Consider the following 17,581-nt stretch of genomic DNA (forward strand, 5'->3'; position numbering starts at 1 on the left):
ACCTCCAAAAATCAGCGTTGAATCTGATTTGCCCTTCCTTGGGAATCCCAACCCGTTAAATCGTCACTACGTCCTAGGTCCGCTTTCGCGACGTGACCCAAGATCAGCCGAGCGACAGTCTCGTCGTCTGGTGTCTCAGCACCAGGCCGACCGCGCCCAGCAATGCATCGTTCTCGGTGTGCTTGCCGACGATGATGCGCGTGCGCAGGGCCGGAGCGACATCGCGGGACTTGATGAGTGTGTGGCGTTCATAGGACGCGATCAGCGGCGTCAACAGAATGTCGCCCGCCAACGCCATCTGGCCCCCGATGATGATGAGCGGCGGATTGAGCACGGAGCCGATCAAGCCGAGACCCCGGCCGGCGATCTCGGCGGTATCCTCGATCATCCGCAACGCCCTGACGTCGCCCTCCTTGGCCATCATGATGACATCGCCCATGGTGACCTGCCGTCGCACAACACGCGAAATCTGTTCCAGTGGCCGGGCAAAACTTGCATAGAGTTCCAGGCATCCGCGATTGCCGCACCGACAAAGATCGCCGCCAGGATCGATGCTGATGTGTCCGAATTCGCCGGCGCCACCGGCGATGCCCGTCACCAGCCGGCCATGCTGGACAATGGCGCCACCGACCCCCAGATCGATCTTGAACAGCACGAAATCGTCATGGCCGATTGCCGCACCCCACATCAGCTCCGCGATGGCGGAACAGTTGCTCTCGTTGTCGGCGAAGATGGGCTGTTCCAGGACGGGTCCGAACACGTCTCGTATGTTGACGCCGGCCCATGTTGGAACGATGCTCGCGCGCAGGACCACCCCATCGCGGCTGACAGGACCAGAGACGGAAATACCAACCCCCAGGAGCCCCGCCACCGGCAGACCATTTTCCTCGTAAGATTGGGCAATTGCCGATTTGGCCATCTGGGCCGCCTGTTGCGGTTGGTAGTCCAGCGCCATGGGGATAGTTTGTTCGGCAATGACGGAATGCGAGACATCGGCAACAATCAGCCGTATCTGCTGAAGTCCCAGGTGAATTCCGACGCAGGTACCCGCTGTCGGATTGAGCGTCACGGCCGCGGCTGGCCTGCCGATGGCTCTAATCCCCTCGCGGCTGGTCGGGGTTTCGATCACCATGCCCGATTTTCTCAAGCCATTGAGCGCGGTTGAGACCGTCGAGCGCGCCAGACCGGTGACGCGCGTGATCTGCGACGCCGAGAGGGCGCCGCGCTCGCTCAGGCAACGCACGATCATGCTCTCCGGCGATGCGGACGGCCTGTCGATCAGCCAGCTTCTAAGCGAAGGTTTTGTCATAGATCAACATAAACATCGTTGACTGATAGCTCCAATATGTCATCCTGAAAAGAACTCGAGATTAACGCATCTCGCCGGCGGCGGCTTCAAACCGCGGCCATAAGCGGTCGATACGAACCGTGCAACACGATATGGGAGTGAAACTATGAAATGCGTCATGACCGCCCTCGCGGCCGCTGTTGCGTGCACCTTTGTCGCCGGGGCAGCCTTCGCTGAACCCAAGACGAACCTGCTGCACCAATGGGCGACTGGATCGGACGCCCAGGCGATCGCCAAGCTCGGCGAGATGTTCACCGCCAAGGGCGGCAAATGGGAACAGACCTCGATCGCCGGTCACACGGCCAATACGCTGGCCAAGCTGCGTGCCGACGTGATCGCCGGCAACGCCCCGCCCGCTGTGCAGCTTAAAGGCCCGGAAATCGCCGAGTGGAACGAGACCGGCATGACTGCTGATCTCGACGAGCTGGCGGCCTCGGAAGGATGGGAGAAAGTGGTCGCGCCGGAATTGCTTCCGGTGATGAAGCCAACCGGCAAATGGGTCGCCGCTCCCATGAACATCCACCGCATCAACTGGCTCTGGGCCTCGCCGAAGGTCATGCAGGCCGCCGGCGTGGCGGAAATGCCCAAGACCTGGGCCGAGTTCAATGCGGCCTGCGACAAGATCGTCGCCTCGGGCAAGATCTGCATCTCGCATTCGACCGCCGACTGGACGGATTCGACGGTGTTCGAGGTGGTGCTCTACGGCCAGGACATCGATCTCTATCGCAAGGCCTTCGTCGAGGGCGATGTCGAATCCATGCGCAGCCCGGGGATGGTCAAGGCCTTCCAGCAGATGCGCCTGATGACAACCAAGTACATGGATCCGGGCATGGTTGGCCGCGACTGGGATTCGATGTCGGCGCTCGTGGGCAAGGGCGACGCGGCTTTCCACATCATGGGCGACTGGACGATCGGCCTGCTGACCGCCGCCGGCTTCAAGGAAGGCACGGACTATGTCTGCGCCCAGGCACCGACCGATTGGGGCAAGCCCGGCTTCATCCTCAACTCGGACTCGGTCGTGTTCTTCAAGCAAAAGGATCAGGATTACATCGACGGCCAGAAGCTGCTTGCTAGCCTGATCCTGTCCCCCGACTTCCAGACGGTCTTCAATCAGGCCAAGGGCTCGATCCCCGCGCGCCTTGATATCGATCTGTCGAAGGGCTTCAATCCATGCCAGCAGCTCTCGCAGAAGGATCTGCAGGCTTCCATCAAGGACGGCACGCTGGTCCGCTCGATGGCGCACAATATGACCATCCCGCAGAAGATGCGCGGCGCGATCATGGACGCCATTACCGAGTTCGTAGCGACTCCCGACATGTCACCCGAGGACGGCGCCAGTGCGATGGCCGACGCGGCCGAAGCACAGAAGTAGACGGGAACGGCCGGGCGCAATTTCCATCCGCACCCGGCCATCCTCCATCCCAGTCCCGCGCCGCAAATGTCAAATCACGACCTGATCCTACCGACCCCGGCGCCCGCCCGCCCCTGGCGCGAGCGGCTGGGCTCAGCGATGCCCTTGCTGGTGCTCGGCCCGTCACTTGTGGCGAGCTTCGTCTACGTCTTCGTGTTCACGGGCTGGACACTCTACATCTCGCTTTCGAACTCCTCGCTGCTCCCCACCTACGGCTTCGTCGGCCTGGACAACTACGCCTCACTCTGGGCGAACCGGCGCTGGAACATCGCTTACAACAACCTTTTTCTCTTCAGCGGTTTCTACATCGTCGGCTCGATGGCGGTGGGACTGCTGCTGGCGATCCTGATCGACCAGCGCGTGCGCGGAGAAGCGGTCTGGCGCACGATCTTTCTCTATCCGTTGGCCGTCTCTTTCATCGTCACCGGCACGGTCTGGAGTTGGCTCTACAACCCGACCGACGGTATCCAGGCGATGGTGCGCGCATTGGGCTGGACGAATTTCAGTTTCGCACTCGCCAGCGACCGACACTATGCAATCTATGCGGTGATCATCACCGGTGTCTGGCAGTCCTCGGGCTTTGCCATGGCGCTCTTCTTGGCGGGTCTGCGCTCGGTGGATTCGGACCTCGTCAAGGCCGCGCAGATCGACGGCGCATCGACCTTCCGCATCTATCGCAAAGTGCTTCTGCCGACGATTGCGCCGATCTTCCTGGCGGTCGCCGTCATCCAGATCCAATTCGCCATCAAGACCTTCGACCTCGTGGCGGCCCTGACGAAAGGGGGGCCGGGTATCTCGACCACGTTCCCTGCCATTTACGTTTATGACCTGATGTTCCAACGCGGCCAAATCGGCGAAGGCGCCGCGGCGGCCATCATGATGCTTGCCGCTCTTGCCGTGGTGCTGGTGCCCTATTCGTTCTGGGTGGTTTGGCGCCGGCGCAAGGAAGCCGGCCATGGCTGACGTCTCGCTGGACCAGGTGCAGGATCATCACGCATCCACAGTTGCGGCACGCAGGCATTTCCTCGCCCGCTTCGTCATCTATGGGCTGCTGGTCATCTTCGCGGCGATCTACCTGGTCCCGTTGTTGGTCGTGGTGCTGAATTCATTCCGCGATCAGCAAGAGATCGCGCGCAACGGGTTGATCTCGCTGCCACGCAGCTTCCGCCTCGAAGCTTGGGGCCAGGCCTGGAGCACCTATTGCATCGGCGGCACCTGCGAGGGCATGCAGCGCAACTTCTACAACTCCCTGAAAATGACGATCCCTGCGACAATCATCTCGACGGCGGTCGGCGCGATGAACGGTTACATCCTGTCGAAATGGCTTTTCAAGGGTTCGGAAGCGCTGTTCACCTGCATGCTGCTCGGCGTCTTCATTCCGGGCCAGATCTCGTTGATGCCCTGGGCGTTCATCCTCGGCAATCTGGGCCTCAGCAATTCGGTCTACGGACTTGTACTCATCCACGTTATACAGGGCATTTCGTTCACCACCCTGTTCTGCCGCAACTACTACGTCAGCATCCCCGACGATCTGATCAAGGCGGCACGCATCGACGGTGCAGGCTTCTGGCGCATCTTCCGCAAGATTATTCTGCCGCTCTCCTCACCGATCCTCATCGTCACGGTGATCTGGCAATTCACCGGCATCTGGAACGAATATCTGTTCGGTGTCGTCTTCACCTCCGGGCAGCAACAGCCGATCACGGCCGCGCTCGTCGCGCTGACGGCAAGCGGCACCAACGTACGCGCCTACGATGTCATGAGCGCCGCCGTGCTGATCGGCGCGCTGCCGCCGCTGCTAATCTATCTCTTCGGCGGCAAGTATTTCGTCCGCGGCCTGACCCAGGGCGCGATCAAGTGAGCGGAGCCTGTCTCATGTCGCCGATCGTCCCGTCCCGGAAGAAGGGCATCGCATGTCGACACTGACCATCCGATCCCTGCGCAAGAACTTCGGCGCGGTCGAGGTGCTGAAGGGCATCGATCTCGAGGCGCAGAACGGCGAGTTCATCGCGCTGGTCGGACCGTCCGGCTGCGGCAAGTCCACCCTGCTGGCGATGATCGCCGGGCTGGAAACCGTAACCTCCGGCGAGATCCGCATCGACGGAAGGCTGGTCAATTCGGTTGCGCCGAAAGACCGCGACATCGCCATGGTGTTTCAGTCCTACGCGCTTTACCCGACGATGACGGTGCGCGAGAACATCACCTTCGGCATGGAAAGCCGCCGAGTGCCGAAGCCGCAGCAGGACGAGGCCGTCAAGCGGGTCGCCGCCTTCCTGCAGATCGAGCCGCTGCTTGAGCGCAAGCCCGGACAGCTTTCAGGCGGCCAGCGCCAGCGCGTCGCGATGGGCCGGGCGCTGGTGCGGGATCCGAAACTGTTCCTGTTCGACGAGCCACTCTCCAATCTCGACGCCAAGCTGCGCGTCGACATGCGTACTGAAATCAAGAAGCTGCATCACCGCGTCGGCAAGACCACGGTTTACGTCACCCACGATCAGGTCGAGGCGATGACACTCGCCTCGCGCATCGCCGTGATGCATCAGGGCTCGGTCCAGCAATTCGATGAGCCCGCCACGGTCTACAACCGTCCGGCTAACATGTTCGTCGCGGGCTTCATGGGCTCGCCCGCGATGAACTTCCTGCCGGCCGAACTGAGCGAAGAAGGCGGTCGCCCAGCCGTCGCCTTGCAGACCGCCAATGGCAAGACGGTCAGCCTGTCGATCGTCCAGACGCTTCCATCCGATACGCCGCGACAGCTCGTGCTCGGCGTCCGGCCGGAGCACATCTACCGGTTTGATCCCGATCTTGCGCGTCGCAAGCCAAGCATCGCGCAAATCGATGCCGTGGTCGAACTGGTGGAGCCGACAGGTGCGGAGACCATGGCCGTTCTGCGCCTGGGCGCCAAGGAGATCACCGGTCGTTTCGACCCCGACGGCACGCCACGGATGGGTGAGACGGTGACGCTCGGCATCGACATGGCGCGCGCGTGCTTGTTCGACCCGACAACCCAACGCCTGATCTGAAGAGAGCTCCGCATTTGTCCTTTGCCACCTATCCGAGCCTGGCCGACCGTGTCGTGCTGATCACCGGCGGCGCGTCGGGCATCGGCGCCGATACGGTCCGAGCCTTCGCCGCCAATGGCGCACGCGTCGCGTTTTTCGATCTGCAGCAGGAGGCTGGCGAGGAGCTCGCGCGGGAACTCGCCACCACGGCAGCGCACACGCCGCTGTTCATCCGCTGCGACGTGACCGATATTGCCGCCCTCCAGGCTGCGATCGGCACGGTGCGCGACCGCCTCGGACCTGTAGCGGTGCTGGTCAACAACGCCGCTGACGACAATCGCCACCCAGTCGCCGACGTGACGCTGGAGTACTGGGACCATGCCCAGGACGTGAACCTCAGGCACCATTTCTTTGCCGCCCAGGCCGTGCATCCGCACATGAACGAATTGGGCTTTGGTTCGATCATCAATTTTTCCTCGATCGCCTGGCGTTTCGGCGCGTCGGACATGGCCCCCTATGCGACTGCCAAGGCTGCGGTGGTCGGGTTAACATTCGCGCTGGCGCGGGCGTTTGGCCCCGACAACATCCGCGTCAACGCCATCGAGCCGGGTGCCGTCATCACCGACCGACAACGGCAGCTTTGGTATAAGACGCAGGCGTCGGTCGACCAGGTCGTGCAGCGCCAGATGATCCGCCGGGTTCTGCTCGGCGAGGAGATCGCGCGAACAGTGCTCTTCCTCGCCGCCGACGACAGCCGGATGATCACCAAGCAGTCGATCACCGTGGACGCCGGCCTGCGATGACCCCACCCCAATCAAAGGATCGCTCCATGCTCCAGGTCGGCCTGAACCCCTACGGTCTGACCTATCATCTCGGCCTCCAGGCCCGCGGCACGCAACGCGCCAATCCCAAGCCGGCAGGGCTGGAAGGTTTCATCGCGCTCGCGACCGAACTCGACGCGCGGGTGCTGGAGATCTGGGTGCCATGGCTGACGGAGCTTTCCGACGACGCGGTCATCGCGCTGCGCGAAAGGCTCGCCGGGCTCGGCATCACGTCGATCGTCAGCGGCGGCCTTCTGGTGGGCGAACCGCTCGACGAGGCATTTCGGGCCGCGCGCCTGCTGCGGGCCAAGATCATCCGAACCGCGCTGACGCCGGTTCTGTGTGGCGACCGGAACGCCGCCGGTGAGAAGTGGAGCGAGTTCGCCGGCATCATTCGAGAAAGACTGAAGGAATTGGGTCCCCGCGCGCTTGCCGAAGGCCATGTCCTTGCGATCGAAAACCACCAGGACTTCACCAGCCAGGAACTCGTCGATTTCTGCGCTCTCGGCGGCGAAGGCGTCGGCGTCACCTTCGACACCGGCAACACATTCCCCGTCGGCGAAGCGCCGCTTGATTTTGTCAGGCGGATCGCACCGCATGTCCGTCATGTCCACCTCAAGGATTACCGGGTGCAATTCACGACCGAAGGCTATCGGCTGATCCGTTGCGCCATCGGCGATGGCGCGGTGCCATTTCCCGAACTGTTCGCACTTCTTGCCGAACACCACGATCGCATGACCGCCGTTCTCGAACCGGGCGCATTGGAGGCGCGGCATGTCCGCTTTCTCAGCGACGACTGGTGGCACGGCTATCCGCCGAAGACGGCGCGCGAATTTGCCGCCTGCCTGCGAGCCGCGCAGCGCAATCGGCTGCCCGACGATGCCGACTACCGCACCCCTTGGGAGCGCGAAGACGACGGTTCCCTGGTATCCTATGAGCTCGAAATGATCCGGCGCAGCGCCGCCAACATGCACAACCTGGTTTGGTGAAAGTGGAGAAGATCTGGTGACGACGCGTGAACTCGATGGATTGACCGCCTTTGTAACCGGCTCCGGCCGTGGCCTCGGTCGCGTGATGGCCGAGCGCCTGGCGGAACTCGGCGCCAATGTCGCGATCCACGACATGGACGAAACAGCGCCGGCCAAATATGGCGAGTTCGCCAATCTCGGCGAAGTGGTCGAGCGCCTGAAGCGTCATGGGAGGAAGGTCATGTCGGTGACCGGCAACATTGGCGACCAGAAGGCGGTAGCCGAGATGAAGCGCAAGATCGAGGCTGATCTCGGTGACGTGCATGTGCTGGTCAATTGTGCCGGCGGCGACATCGGCGCCAAGGGCGGCAAGCCGAACCCGAACAACGCTCTCGACATCGAACTCGAGGACATCCGCGTGCTGACCGAGAACAATTTGATCGGCACCATGCTGGTCTGCCAGGCCTTCGTGCCGCCGATGAAGCAGCGCGGCGGCGGCTCCGTCATCAACATCGCCTCGGCGGCGGCACATCTCGGCTGCTCGCCCGAAGTCGTCTATTCCACGCTGAAGGCCGCGGTCGTGCATTACACGCGCTGCCTCGCCAAGGAACTGATGGACGACGGCGTGCGCATCAACGCGGTCAGCCCCGGCGCCACCAAGACGGCACGGTTCCAGGCGACCCGCGTGGTCGATCCCCAGCGCATGGATTCTAGCAAGAAATCGCTGAACCGCTATGCAGAGCCGGAAGAGATCGCCGAGGCGGTAGCCTTTCTCGCCGGTCCGCGCGCGCGCTTCATCAACGGCCAGGTCATCCGCGTCGATGGTGGTTTCACGATCTTTCCAGGTTGAATGGCCGCCGTTTGGCGATGTCCGCTTTTGGCGACGTGACGCGACCGGATGAATGACGGGCAATGGCGCAAAGCTGCCATTCGGTAGAAGATGAATGCGGTCAGCCAGTGGCTGGATCAGCTTCTTGAATCAATTTGGGCGAACCGCTTCGTAACCCCTTGACAAATAACGATTATGTTAGTCGCGGAGGGTGTGGGATCGCAAAAGAAAATCAATGGTTTACCGGATGGTTAGCCAACCCATATCCTTCGTATCGTCTCGTATGGTCTGGCGAACCTGAGGATCAGTAGGAAGACTGGTTTTTCAATGCAACGGCATTTCTCTTTCCTACAAGGGGTTCAGTAAGCGACCATAAGGAGCGCGGCCTTACTCGGGGACTTTCGTACGCCTGCCGGCGCCCGAAACTCTTATATGGGGATGGTCAACTACAAACGGCGTCACGTCGACATTGTCATGTACCTCCGGGGCAATCCGTAGATCCCATTCGATGAGTCCGTTTGCGTGACGCGGTTCGCGGACGAACCCAGTCCACCTTATATTCGGTCAGGGCGCATGCACCTGTTCCATGATCCCGCTTGCGGCGGATTCGGACCCAAGAGAGACGAAACCATTCTTCAACGGCGGCTGTTTGAGGACATGGGAAGCGAGTGTCTGCGCCTGCCGGCTGTCAAGCGGAAGAGCCTCCTCTTTGCAGGCGGTCCGGCACACGCGGGCGAGCATCTCCAGTTCGTCGGGCATGACGACTTGACCAGGAAAGAACATGGCTTCCTTCTCCCTCAGATGTGGTCAGTGACGCGCCGTATGTAGCGTCTACCACCGACCAGCACTCTTCAGCGCGGCCTGAGACAACGGCATCGCCGCTCAAATCCTCCGGCCGTTGCCTCCGCGTATGTTTACCTTTGCGATGTCAGCAGGACTTGCCGAACGCAGCATAAGCTGTCTCGTACGCCTCAATCAGTGCTCGCAGATTATCGGACCGTCCTTGGTCTGGACCCCTACGGCTCTGTCCCAAGCGCCGCTACCGCCACCCTCCGCCGAGCTCCTTGAGGTCGACGTCCTCGGGTAGCTGGGGCGTGCTACAGAAAAACCAAGTGCTAGCGGTGTGCCCAAATGCCCATGGCTTGAAAGTGAAACCGGCGCATGCGCACGATGCCGCAAGACATTTCGAAATAGCGCCGGTACATCACTTATCCTGGAATATTGAATTGTGGTCCGTGGGGACCGACCTTACCGTGCGGCCCCACGTGCACCGCGTCGATCGCGACTTTCAGGTTTTGGATATCAGATCGGCTGCTGCTTGCGGATGCCGACGCCTTAACTGGTACGATTGCAATCTCGGCTCCCGCCGTACCCGTCTTTTTCAGGACGAAGTCGCTCTCATATGTGTACTTCGATATCGACGCCTTCGGAGGGCCGGCAACAGCAAGATTGATTCCGGCGACCACTCGTCCCAGCCAAAGCGAGAAGCCCGCATCACGATTGGCAGCCCCGGTCTGCTTACAGATGGCTGGATCGGTCGTGGCCAAGTCGACAGCAAACTCCAGCGTTGTGTTGCGTGTCAGGGTTTGATCAACCGACCCGGATAATTTCGGAGTAATGGTGCCCGTGGAAACGGGGATGCCGACGGCGATATCGCCATTTGCCGTCCGACCTTGGATGACGTTGACCGAAAGCGTCACTTGGGCTTTGCTTCTAACCAGACCGCTACGGTTGAGGCGGTCTTCTGACACCGCACCTGCTAGACCGCACTTAAGGGAGTTTATTACTAAACTTACCGGAACGACCGGCACGGCTTCTGGAGCTTCTACGAAATCTTTTCCGCCGCCACAGCCTGCCAATGCAACAAGACTTACAGCGCCTATAGCACCGACAACGACTTTTCCGATTTGCATAGACCGTCCCCTTATACCGTTCATAATGACGCGTTATTTTAGAACATCGTAAATAGCCGCTCTGGCGGCAACACGACTTTTCGTAAATCTTACGGCAGGAAGTCTTCGCGGCGATTGGCTGAGTACGGTTGTCAGTAGACAAACGTGTGAGGCGCAAATTCCGTAACGAATGGGCATTTGCCGACTTCTAGCCGGCGTGGGATGTTCCTTGCGGCAGTCCTCCCCTCGTCGGCCCGTGGGATTAAGTCAATGGAGGTCACCTTTGGATGCAGATTCAGGCCCCAGTTCCTTGAGGCCAGCCCCATGGGCCAATCGATCTGCCCGAAAACGTGGTTGACATCACCCTTGACGGGAGTCCGTGCAATTTGAGAGATTTGACGTTGCGCCTCGACGAGCGTCTCGATGTCCAGCTCAATTGGACAGGTGACCTCACCCTGGATTCCACAAGATCGATCAGGATTTGAAGGTAACCTTCGAGTGCTGCACAGCAGATAGGTCGCCGCGTCCGTATCGAACTGGTCTAGTTCGCTACCGTCCGGGCTTGGTTGCCTGCGGCGCAAAAACTCATCGAACTCATTTTCATAGAGATGCTTGTTATGCGCATTGACGACATGAGCCGCAATCATCACGCGCTCCCCCCGATTGTTGTTGGAAGAATACTTGCAGTTCTTCTAAAGTACGTCACCTGTCCGATCGGACAGTTGACGCTGTTGGAGCTGAATGAGGCACCTGCGTTCCGCTTCCACGACGGCCCTGCGTGGCCGTGGCAACCCCGAAAGCCTCGCGAACCCGAGTTGCGTGCTATCCGAGGGTGGGCTCAGCGAGGCCGAGGATCTGCGAGGTCTTGCCTGGCGGTCGCAGGCTGTCGGTAGACCGTGTGAAGGTGGGCTCCGGATATTGCCCGGAGCCCGGCATATTAACTACCCACTGCCCCTTCCGGAAACTGGGCAGGATCAAGCTGATAAAATAGCACCTGAAGCCCCTTCAAGTCGCCGTAGTGAGCTTGCCAGGAATTCAAGGTGTATTTGTTGTAAAAGACAGCTCGGCTTGAGCTATTGGAGTAAATCTGTCCGCTTGGACCGACGATGCCCACGTGGCCGACGTTGCTTCCTTTGGTTGGTGATATAATCACGTTGCCAGGCATTTGACTACCAACGCTTAGTTGCTTATGCTTCGCCTTCAACACTAGGTACATGTTTGCAGTGGATAGCCCTCCACCGATCTGACGACCGAGAGCACGCCGCGCGACCTCATTGACAGCCCACGCGCACGCTAGATTCCCGCCGTCAGTGCCGGGCACGTCCTTGGTTACAAGGGTATTAACGCACGCTTTGGCCTCGGAGACCAAGGTGCTATTGAGCTGAGCCAGCGACAAAATGATGGCACCGGCGGGTGATTTCCAATCCAAATCAACTGCGCCTTCCGGGATCTTGAGATCCTTGAACGCGGACCTCAGGTCGTGGCCAGTATAAGCGGCGGTATCAGCGGAAAGGACGCCGGCATCTCCCGCAGGGAAACTAACATTGCCTGACTGGTCGATCTTGGCGAGCAACTGACCGCCTTCGTCTTCCGTGGCCACGTTCAAGAGATAGAAGGTGTCCGAGCCGACCGTGGTCGTGCTGACAAGGATTGCGGTTTGACCTGAGCCCAGCGCGCTGGATATGCCATTGGGTATGGCTGGCATAACAGTCCTCCCTTAAAAGTTGAATCAGGTGGATTTTCAGCTTGGCGAACAGCGTCCAGTATCGTTTCGGCCTCCATCGAAATTCGAAAGAAACGATCGTCACGGACTTCACACCGGCAACCAGCACTCCTCTCTGGTGTGGGGACAATGACCCTTCCACACAGTATCCTTAGGGCGCTGAGCCTAGTGCTAAATCACTTTAAGGCGTCATCCAGTTGTCTTTCATCAAAAACCACCCCATAATTCGAGAAGTACTTGCCCCGCGTAAAACCGCAGGCTGGTTCAGCGGCGGGTCCAAAATTTCCGGTATGGATACCCACCACTGCATATTCATTTTCATCCTTCTGCAAAATAGGCGTCCCGCTATATCCGCCATCAGTCTGGCATGTGTGAACCACGCAGGAGCCTATGACTGCCAACACCGAGCACAACGGACTGTCATCGCCACGAAGAGAGCTGTGGGCCGCCTCTGCAGAGGAGGATTCTCCGTACAAACGGGCGACCTCACCGAGAAACGCCGGAATTAGTATTTTGCTTCCTACTCGCGGCTTACCTGAGCGGAGGAGATTTGGCGAACCTGCGTAGCCGATTAGCTCCACCAATAGATAGTCCACGTCGCGCTCTGTAATTGGATCGTATCCATTTAGGTTTCGATTGAATGGCGTTTGAACCGGTCTCACATTATATTCAAGACCAACGTTGGCAAGTACGATCGCCTTTCGCCCCGGCACATCTGAAACTCTTAAAGGGGGGGGATGAATTCCGGTGATTAGAAACCTTGTCATCCAGCTTCGTTCGCCTGGCGCGAAGCAATGCCGCGCAGTCAGGACCAGATTTCGTTTAATCACGATTCCAGCACAAGCTATTTTGTCACCATCTATGAAGAATACTAGGCGATCAAATATTGCATCTGCCCCGGCATTATACAACGAAGTCAGGCACGATGCACGATAGTTTGCCCGGAGCAACATCCCAAGCGACAAATTGTCATTCTCTTTCCGCAATGCATAACGAAGAGCTTTGACTGCTATCGAGCAGATCGCACCACGTTCGCGTCGAGGGTAAGAGATTATATCAGAACGTAGTGCTGAAGGTAATTTGTCCAACTCTGGCGGGCCGGTGATGTCCGCGTCCGCGACATCCGGCCGGCTAAGCCATTGATCATATTCGGCCTGCGCTCGCGTCAAATACGAATAGTAGTCAGACCGGAGTCGGTCATCAACTACAAGTCCGAGTTCGCTCGCTGTACCGATAAGATAGTCACCTTTAGTTGCCGTCCCGAGCCTCCCCAAGTCAATACTTCGGCCATCCCCGGGCGCATCCTCAAGTGTATCTGGGATGGCAAAGCAACGAATTGGCGCGTCGCAGTTACGAACAACGGGGCCTAGCACGACATCCCCGCCTACCATAGGAAAGGTTTCATGGATGTCCTGACCTGGAGCATAGTGGCACCAGATCAAAATACCGCCCGCGAACGCAGTTCGTAAGAATTGAGAGAGTATCATCTCATTTCGGGTAGATTTTCTTGAGAAACTCGATGTCGGCCGAGGAAAGAACTATGTTCCTATCTATAATGTAGCACGGAGATCTGTCGCCATTCTTGAAGAAACTAGCTGAAAGCTGATAATGCATCTCGGAGGTGGGATCATACTGCGTTACCACCAACGTTGGACGTTGCTTTATCTTGTCGAAATTTGTTTGGACGTCGGCAAGTGTCCAATTGAGCAAAGCAGCTATTTCTTCATCGGTCTTGAAGCCACAATCGACATCCGGGTGTTGGTGCTCGTGCAGCATCCCAAGCATGTGCCCTATTTCGTGCCTCGCAATTCCCACCCAGGTTGGCGACCAATTTCCCTGTGCCCCCATTCCGCTCAAATTCAAAGTCCGTTGCGACTCGTCGAAAAGCAACGCGTCATTGCCGACGTAAGAATAGTACCCGTCGTCTGTAAAACTCACGTGAATCTGTGCCCCCGTACTGCCGCAGTCCGGGGTCGCGGTTTCTAGATGAAGATCTGTGTAGCTCGTCATCTCTTGTGCAGTCGATATAAATTTTTTCCTTGCAGCGACGTTGCCGTCCAGGAAACAGATGCGCAGCGTCTCTCCCCTGTCCCAGAAGGCCTGCGCGTCGGCAACTTGCTCAAGTATGTTCTGTAACGGCCCGGACGGCCTCGGCTTCGGCAGTTCGCCTGGCTTCGATGGAGCAGGTGTATGCGACGGGAGTGGTGCATCCACTGCTTGTTTGACTAGCCTGTATTGCGTGTCAGGGTCTCGTAGCTCCTCGTGGCGTTTGATTATTTTTTGATAGGCAGGAGGTATTGCAAGAATGCCTCTTTGCTGAGCTGCCTCACCATAGATATCGTGTCCGTAGACCGCACTGCCGCTAAACGCCACGAAATTGGCTGCAATAAGCCATATAGTTGCGCGCATTTCTCTGCCTCCTCTGAGTTGGTCCTCTATTGTGCAAACCCCGAGCCACCTAATCCACCGTCGCCCCCGCTGGACGGTCCTAAATCGGAGCCGCCTCCCCCAAAACCATTGGACGGCATTGTGCCGCTCGACGGAGGCACCGTTCCGATATCTCCAGGAGCAGAAGGGAGAGCTGTAGCGCCGTTTTGGGACAAAGGCTGGAAAGCGCCACTACTGTTCAGAAGCAGTAGGTAGGAATTCGATATCTCCGGACCTAGGATGCTCGGCCTAACGGTATAGTCAGGCGCGAAATCTGCCATACGGTTTAGCACCTGATCGCAAGCAGGATTGAGAAGACATCCAGTCGGATCGGTGGGGTCAATAGGTTCGCAGGCAACGCAATTATCGACTGTTCGTCTACACGCTGCAGAAGCACAATTGAAATCCACCTTCGGAAACTTTAGGTGGCCGACAACAATCGACAGTTGACCTGGTTGCAACTCAATAGGTTTCTTAACATCGACAATATGCCGATATATGCTACCAGACCATTTTGATTCAGCAAATTTGCAGTTTCGACTGGTACGTTGAATTTTCGCAAGATCAAATATTACATGGGTCTTACCGCAATCGATGAACCCAACGTTTCCTTCACTATCGACAAAGATTTCTCCGAGCAGCAAACCATCGGCGTTTTGAAGAGTAGCTCCAATGCGGTTGCCGTCAGAATCGACGATATAGGACAGACCAAGCTCCGAGCCAAATGCGGGAGCCAAAGTCGCCGCAAGAAGAAATGACATGATGAATAACAGGGCTCTTATGGTGACAAAATGGATAAGTTTATTCGGTTCACTGAGAAGAGAGACTGTCATCATTGCAATATCCTTAGAGCGCTGACCGGAACAGGATCCAATTTGCGCGTATCTAGAATTGACGATTTGCCTCCCGAATAGACTGCTGAGCCGACGTAAGACACTTGCGATGAATCGGGCGCCATTGTTTCCGCCAGGGAAACGACTCCCTGTAAGTTCGTTTAGAGCCATGTACAACTTCTCGGTCGAGCTCAGCTTATTGGTTGATCGTATCCGCCGGATACTTTGCTAATTTCTTGTGAACCGCGCATAAATGGCAATTGCGTTCCACGACGAGCCAACAATGTGTGGGTGATGCCAAGAATCTTTCTTGCGCTGTTCAGAGCGGCTTCATTCACCTCGATATACGCAACGATGTACCATTCCCCGTCTTCTTCCCTGGCCATGCCCAGCGGCTCTGCGTGCCATTTCAGCGCGCCGTGGTGGGGCATGAAGTAGGTTTCCTGGACGCCGCCGACCGCGCTCAGGCCCTCGTCGAGGGCGTATTCCATCACCGCGCAGCAAAGCTGGGTCAGCGTGCCCCGCAAACCGGCCGAGCGTTTGTCCGGCACAACGAATGTGCGGGTCCACTCGGCCCAATCAGGTCGTCTTGGCACGCCCGACTTCTCGCACATGTGAGGAAAGACCTCCGAGACCATGTGCGGCTCGCTCGTTGGGATCAACCGAGCCGAGGTCACAACGCGATCGTCTTCAATACCGAGCAGATAGGTGGCTGCGTCCGTATCGAACTGGTCTAGCTCGCGGCCGTCCGGGCTCGGAGGGCGCCAGCCCTTCTGATGCACGAAGAAGTCGTGCCGTCGGCGCAGAAATTCGTCGAATTCGTTTTCGTATAGGTGCTTGTTCTGCGCATTGATGACATGAGCCGCAATCATAGCGCGATCCCCGATAGTTCTTGGGGGAATAGTTGCAGCCTGTCTAATGTACGTCACCTGTCCGATCGGACAGTTGACGCAGTTAAGGGTGGATCAAACGCCTGCGCACGGCCTCGACGACGGCTTGCGTGGTGGTGGCCACACCGAAAGCCTCGCGGGCCCGCGTGGCGTGCCATTTCACAGTGCTCTCACTTAAGCCCAAAATTTGCGAGGTTTCCGATGACGTCTTGCCGGCCGCGGCCCAGAGGAGCACTTCCCTTTCCCGATCGGTCAACGGGCTTTCATCGTCTTCGTCGTCATGTGAGAAAGCCTGGATCGTCATCCCGGCATACACCGCCATGGTGACCAGTTGCACCTGCTGGCGCGGCGAGATTTTGCAGGCCTTGGCGGAGGAGGCAAATGACAGTACGGATTGCCAGTGATGGATGCTCAGCATCGGCACGGCGAAGCCGCTCCAGATGCCGAATTCCGTCGCCTCACCGGCGACGCGCCGCGACGCCTCCGTCCCAGACCACTTAGCCGGAATTTCCGACCAAAGGAACGGCTTCAGCGTCTTTGCCGAATAGATGCAGACGCCATCAACGGCAGCATGTTCGGCTTCGACATAGCGCTCGAACCAGCCTCTAGGCCAGCCGTTCAATTCCACCATCGGCGAGAGCTTCTGCCCGCCCAAAGGCACGCCGCTCAAGATAAGATGTTCGAATCCAAGATTTTTTACAGTATCGAGAAGGTCGCCCAAAAGCGCCCCGGCTGCGGTGTGCCTCCTGCAGCGCTCAACAAAGTCGAATACCTCTGAATCTATCATTGAGGAGACCCAATCCCCACTTTGGTCGATTTATAGCTTATTTTAGCAGCTCCGAATACCGCAATTGCAGGGCAAAGAGCGCAGACTTGCAAAGGGACGATATTTTGAACGACCAGGCAGCGATCCTTGGGAAGCTTCATCTTTATGTCAACATCTCTGACCCCTCAAAGGCTGCTCGCCTATTGTCGGCAGATAGCAACGAGTTTTCCGGATTTAGTCACCTGCGAAGCGGCTTGTCGCTCCGAACGCAATAAACGTTGGTGACCCAATTGCCATGGGCCTTCCCACTTATGCCTGTGGGCTTGACCATCTCCCGTGCGTTCATCCTCTGATTAATCCGTCACTTCTACATTGCGGCATGGGGACGAGATGTTGAGAGTAGTTCGCCCCGCGTTTCTTGCGCTCGCCCCGCTCAGCCTTCGTGGCTGGCTCAAACTCGCCGACAAGTCTAGAAAAGTCTTGAATTTCGATCGCCTCATTCCAATTCGTCGACTCCCACGTCAACCCAAGCACGAATGCGTCGAGGCGATGGTGCCGGAGATCGCCCTCCTCATTTTCTGGCTGGCCCGGGTCGACCGACCTTGCACACTTCGTTGGCAGTTGATCCGATTTATATCCAGGCATATCCCGTGCTTCTACTCCCTCGCTCAGCG

Annotated in this window: 18 protein-coding genes; 8 read left to right on the forward strand and 10 right to left on the reverse strand. The window is 58.2% G+C overall.

The features are described from left to right. Positions 1-103 precede the first annotated feature (103 nt). On the reverse strand, positions 104-1,132 hold the full coding sequence (locus tag M653_RS0126380; protein WP_245262365.1) for an ROK family protein: 1,029 nt from the start codon (positions 1,130-1,132) through the stop codon (positions 104-106). Between M653_RS0126380 and M653_RS1000000137875 the strand changes: the two genes are divergently transcribed. From M653_RS1000000137875 to M653_RS0126415, 8 genes are all read left to right on the forward strand, one after another. After that, a complete protein-coding gene (locus M653_RS1000000137875) occupies positions 1,131-1,331 on the forward strand; it encodes a hypothetical protein (RefSeq protein ID WP_245262366.1) in 201 nt (66 codons plus the stop codon). The genes M653_RS0126380 and M653_RS1000000137875 overlap by 2 nt on opposite strands. 135 nt (positions 1,332-1,466) lie before the next feature. Beyond that, positions 1,467-2,720, forward strand: coding sequence for an ABC transporter substrate-binding protein (locus tag M653_RS0126385; RefSeq protein ID WP_245262368.1), 1,254 nt, complete (start codon positions 1,467-1,469; stop codon positions 2,718-2,720). 66 nt (positions 2,721-2,786) lie between these two features. Next, complete coding sequence (locus M653_RS0126390) at positions 2,787-3,722, forward strand: sugar ABC transporter permease (protein WP_027146019.1); 936 nt, start codon at positions 2,787-2,789, stop codon at positions 3,720-3,722. After that, on the forward strand, positions 3,715-4,620 hold the full coding sequence (locus M653_RS0126395) for a carbohydrate ABC transporter permease (RefSeq protein ID WP_027146020.1): 906 nt from the start codon (positions 3,715-3,717) through the stop codon (positions 4,618-4,620). The genes M653_RS0126390 and M653_RS0126395 overlap by 8 nt, the downstream gene beginning before the upstream one ends. A gap of 52 nt (positions 4,621-4,672) precedes the next feature. Then, complete coding sequence (gene ugpC / locus M653_RS0126400; RefSeq protein WP_027146021.1) at positions 4,673-5,779, forward strand: sn-glycerol-3-phosphate ABC transporter ATP-binding protein UgpC; 1,107 nt, start codon at positions 4,673-4,675, stop codon at positions 5,777-5,779. Between the two features lie 14 nt (positions 5,780-5,793). Beyond that, positions 5,794-6,561 (forward strand): SDR family oxidoreductase, encoded by a 768-nt coding sequence (locus tag M653_RS0126405; RefSeq protein WP_027146022.1) that lies wholly within the window; start codon positions 5,794-5,796, stop codon positions 6,559-6,561. A 26-nt stretch (positions 6,562-6,587) separates the two neighbouring features. Beyond that, complete coding sequence (locus tag M653_RS0126410) at positions 6,588-7,568, forward strand: sugar phosphate isomerase/epimerase (RefSeq protein WP_027146023.1); 981 nt, start codon at positions 6,588-6,590, stop codon at positions 7,566-7,568. 16 nt (positions 7,569-7,584) lie between these two features. After that, positions 7,585-8,397 carry an SDR family oxidoreductase gene (locus M653_RS0126415; RefSeq protein WP_027146024.1) on the forward strand — a complete coding sequence of 271 codons (813 nt, stop codon included), beginning with the start codon at positions 7,585-7,587 and terminating at the stop codon, positions 8,395-8,397. 543 nt (positions 8,398-8,940) lie between these two features. On the opposite strand, the gene M653_RS0126420 is transcribed toward M653_RS0126415, so the two are convergent. The 9 genes from M653_RS0126420 to M653_RS0126455 all read right to left on the reverse strand — a co-directional run bounded on the left by M653_RS0126420 (position 8,941) and on the right by M653_RS0126455 (position 16,862). Beyond that, positions 8,941-9,159 carry a hypothetical protein gene (locus M653_RS0126420; RefSeq protein ID WP_027146025.1) on the reverse strand — a complete coding sequence of 73 codons (219 nt, stop codon included), beginning with the start codon at positions 9,157-9,159 and terminating at the stop codon, positions 8,941-8,943. Between the two features lie 425 nt (positions 9,160-9,584). Continuing rightward, positions 9,585-10,289, reverse strand: coding sequence for a hypothetical protein (locus M653_RS0126425; protein ID WP_156938277.1), 705 nt, complete (start codon positions 10,287-10,289; stop codon positions 9,585-9,587). 131 nt (positions 10,290-10,420) lie between these two features. After that, complete coding sequence (locus M653_RS1000000137880) at positions 10,421-10,915, reverse strand: hypothetical protein (protein WP_027146027.1); 495 nt, start codon at positions 10,913-10,915, stop codon at positions 10,421-10,423. A 290-nt stretch (positions 10,916-11,205) separates the two neighbouring features. Next, positions 11,206-11,973: a hypothetical protein gene (locus tag M653_RS0126435; RefSeq protein WP_027146028.1), complete on the reverse strand. Its 768-nt coding sequence runs from the start codon at positions 11,971-11,973 to the stop codon at positions 11,206-11,208. 194 nt (positions 11,974-12,167) lie between these two features. Continuing rightward, positions 12,168-13,265, reverse strand: coding sequence for a hypothetical protein (locus M653_RS1000000136980; protein ID WP_156938278.1), 1,098 nt, complete (start codon positions 13,263-13,265; stop codon positions 12,168-12,170). A 214-nt stretch (positions 13,266-13,479) separates the two neighbouring features. After that, positions 13,480-14,400, reverse strand: a complete 921-nt coding sequence (locus M653_RS0126440; RefSeq protein ID WP_027146029.1) for a M12 family metallopeptidase — start codon at positions 14,398-14,400, stop codon at positions 13,480-13,482. A gap of 26 nt (positions 14,401-14,426) precedes the next feature. Beyond that, complete coding sequence (locus tag M653_RS1000000136985; protein WP_156938279.1) at positions 14,427-15,254, reverse strand: hypothetical protein; 828 nt, start codon at positions 15,252-15,254, stop codon at positions 14,427-14,429. 188 nt (positions 15,255-15,442) lie between these two features. Beyond that, the gene (locus M653_RS0126450) at positions 15,443-16,123 is read right to left on the reverse strand and encodes an acyl-homoserine-lactone synthase (RefSeq protein ID WP_027146031.1); all 681 of its coding nucleotides are present in this window, start codon (positions 16,121-16,123) and stop codon (positions 15,443-15,445) included. 82 nt (positions 16,124-16,205) lie between these two features. Beyond that, a complete protein-coding gene (locus M653_RS0126455; protein ID WP_245262369.1) occupies positions 16,206-16,862 on the reverse strand; it encodes a LuxR family transcriptional regulator in 657 nt (218 codons plus the stop codon). Between the last annotated feature and the right edge of the window lie 719 nt (positions 16,863-17,581).

The organism is Mesorhizobium sp. WSM3626 (assembly GCF_000513935.1).
In the GTDB taxonomy this organism is placed as follows: domain Bacteria; phylum Pseudomonadota; class Alphaproteobacteria; order Rhizobiales; family Rhizobiaceae; genus Mesorhizobium; species Mesorhizobium salmacidum.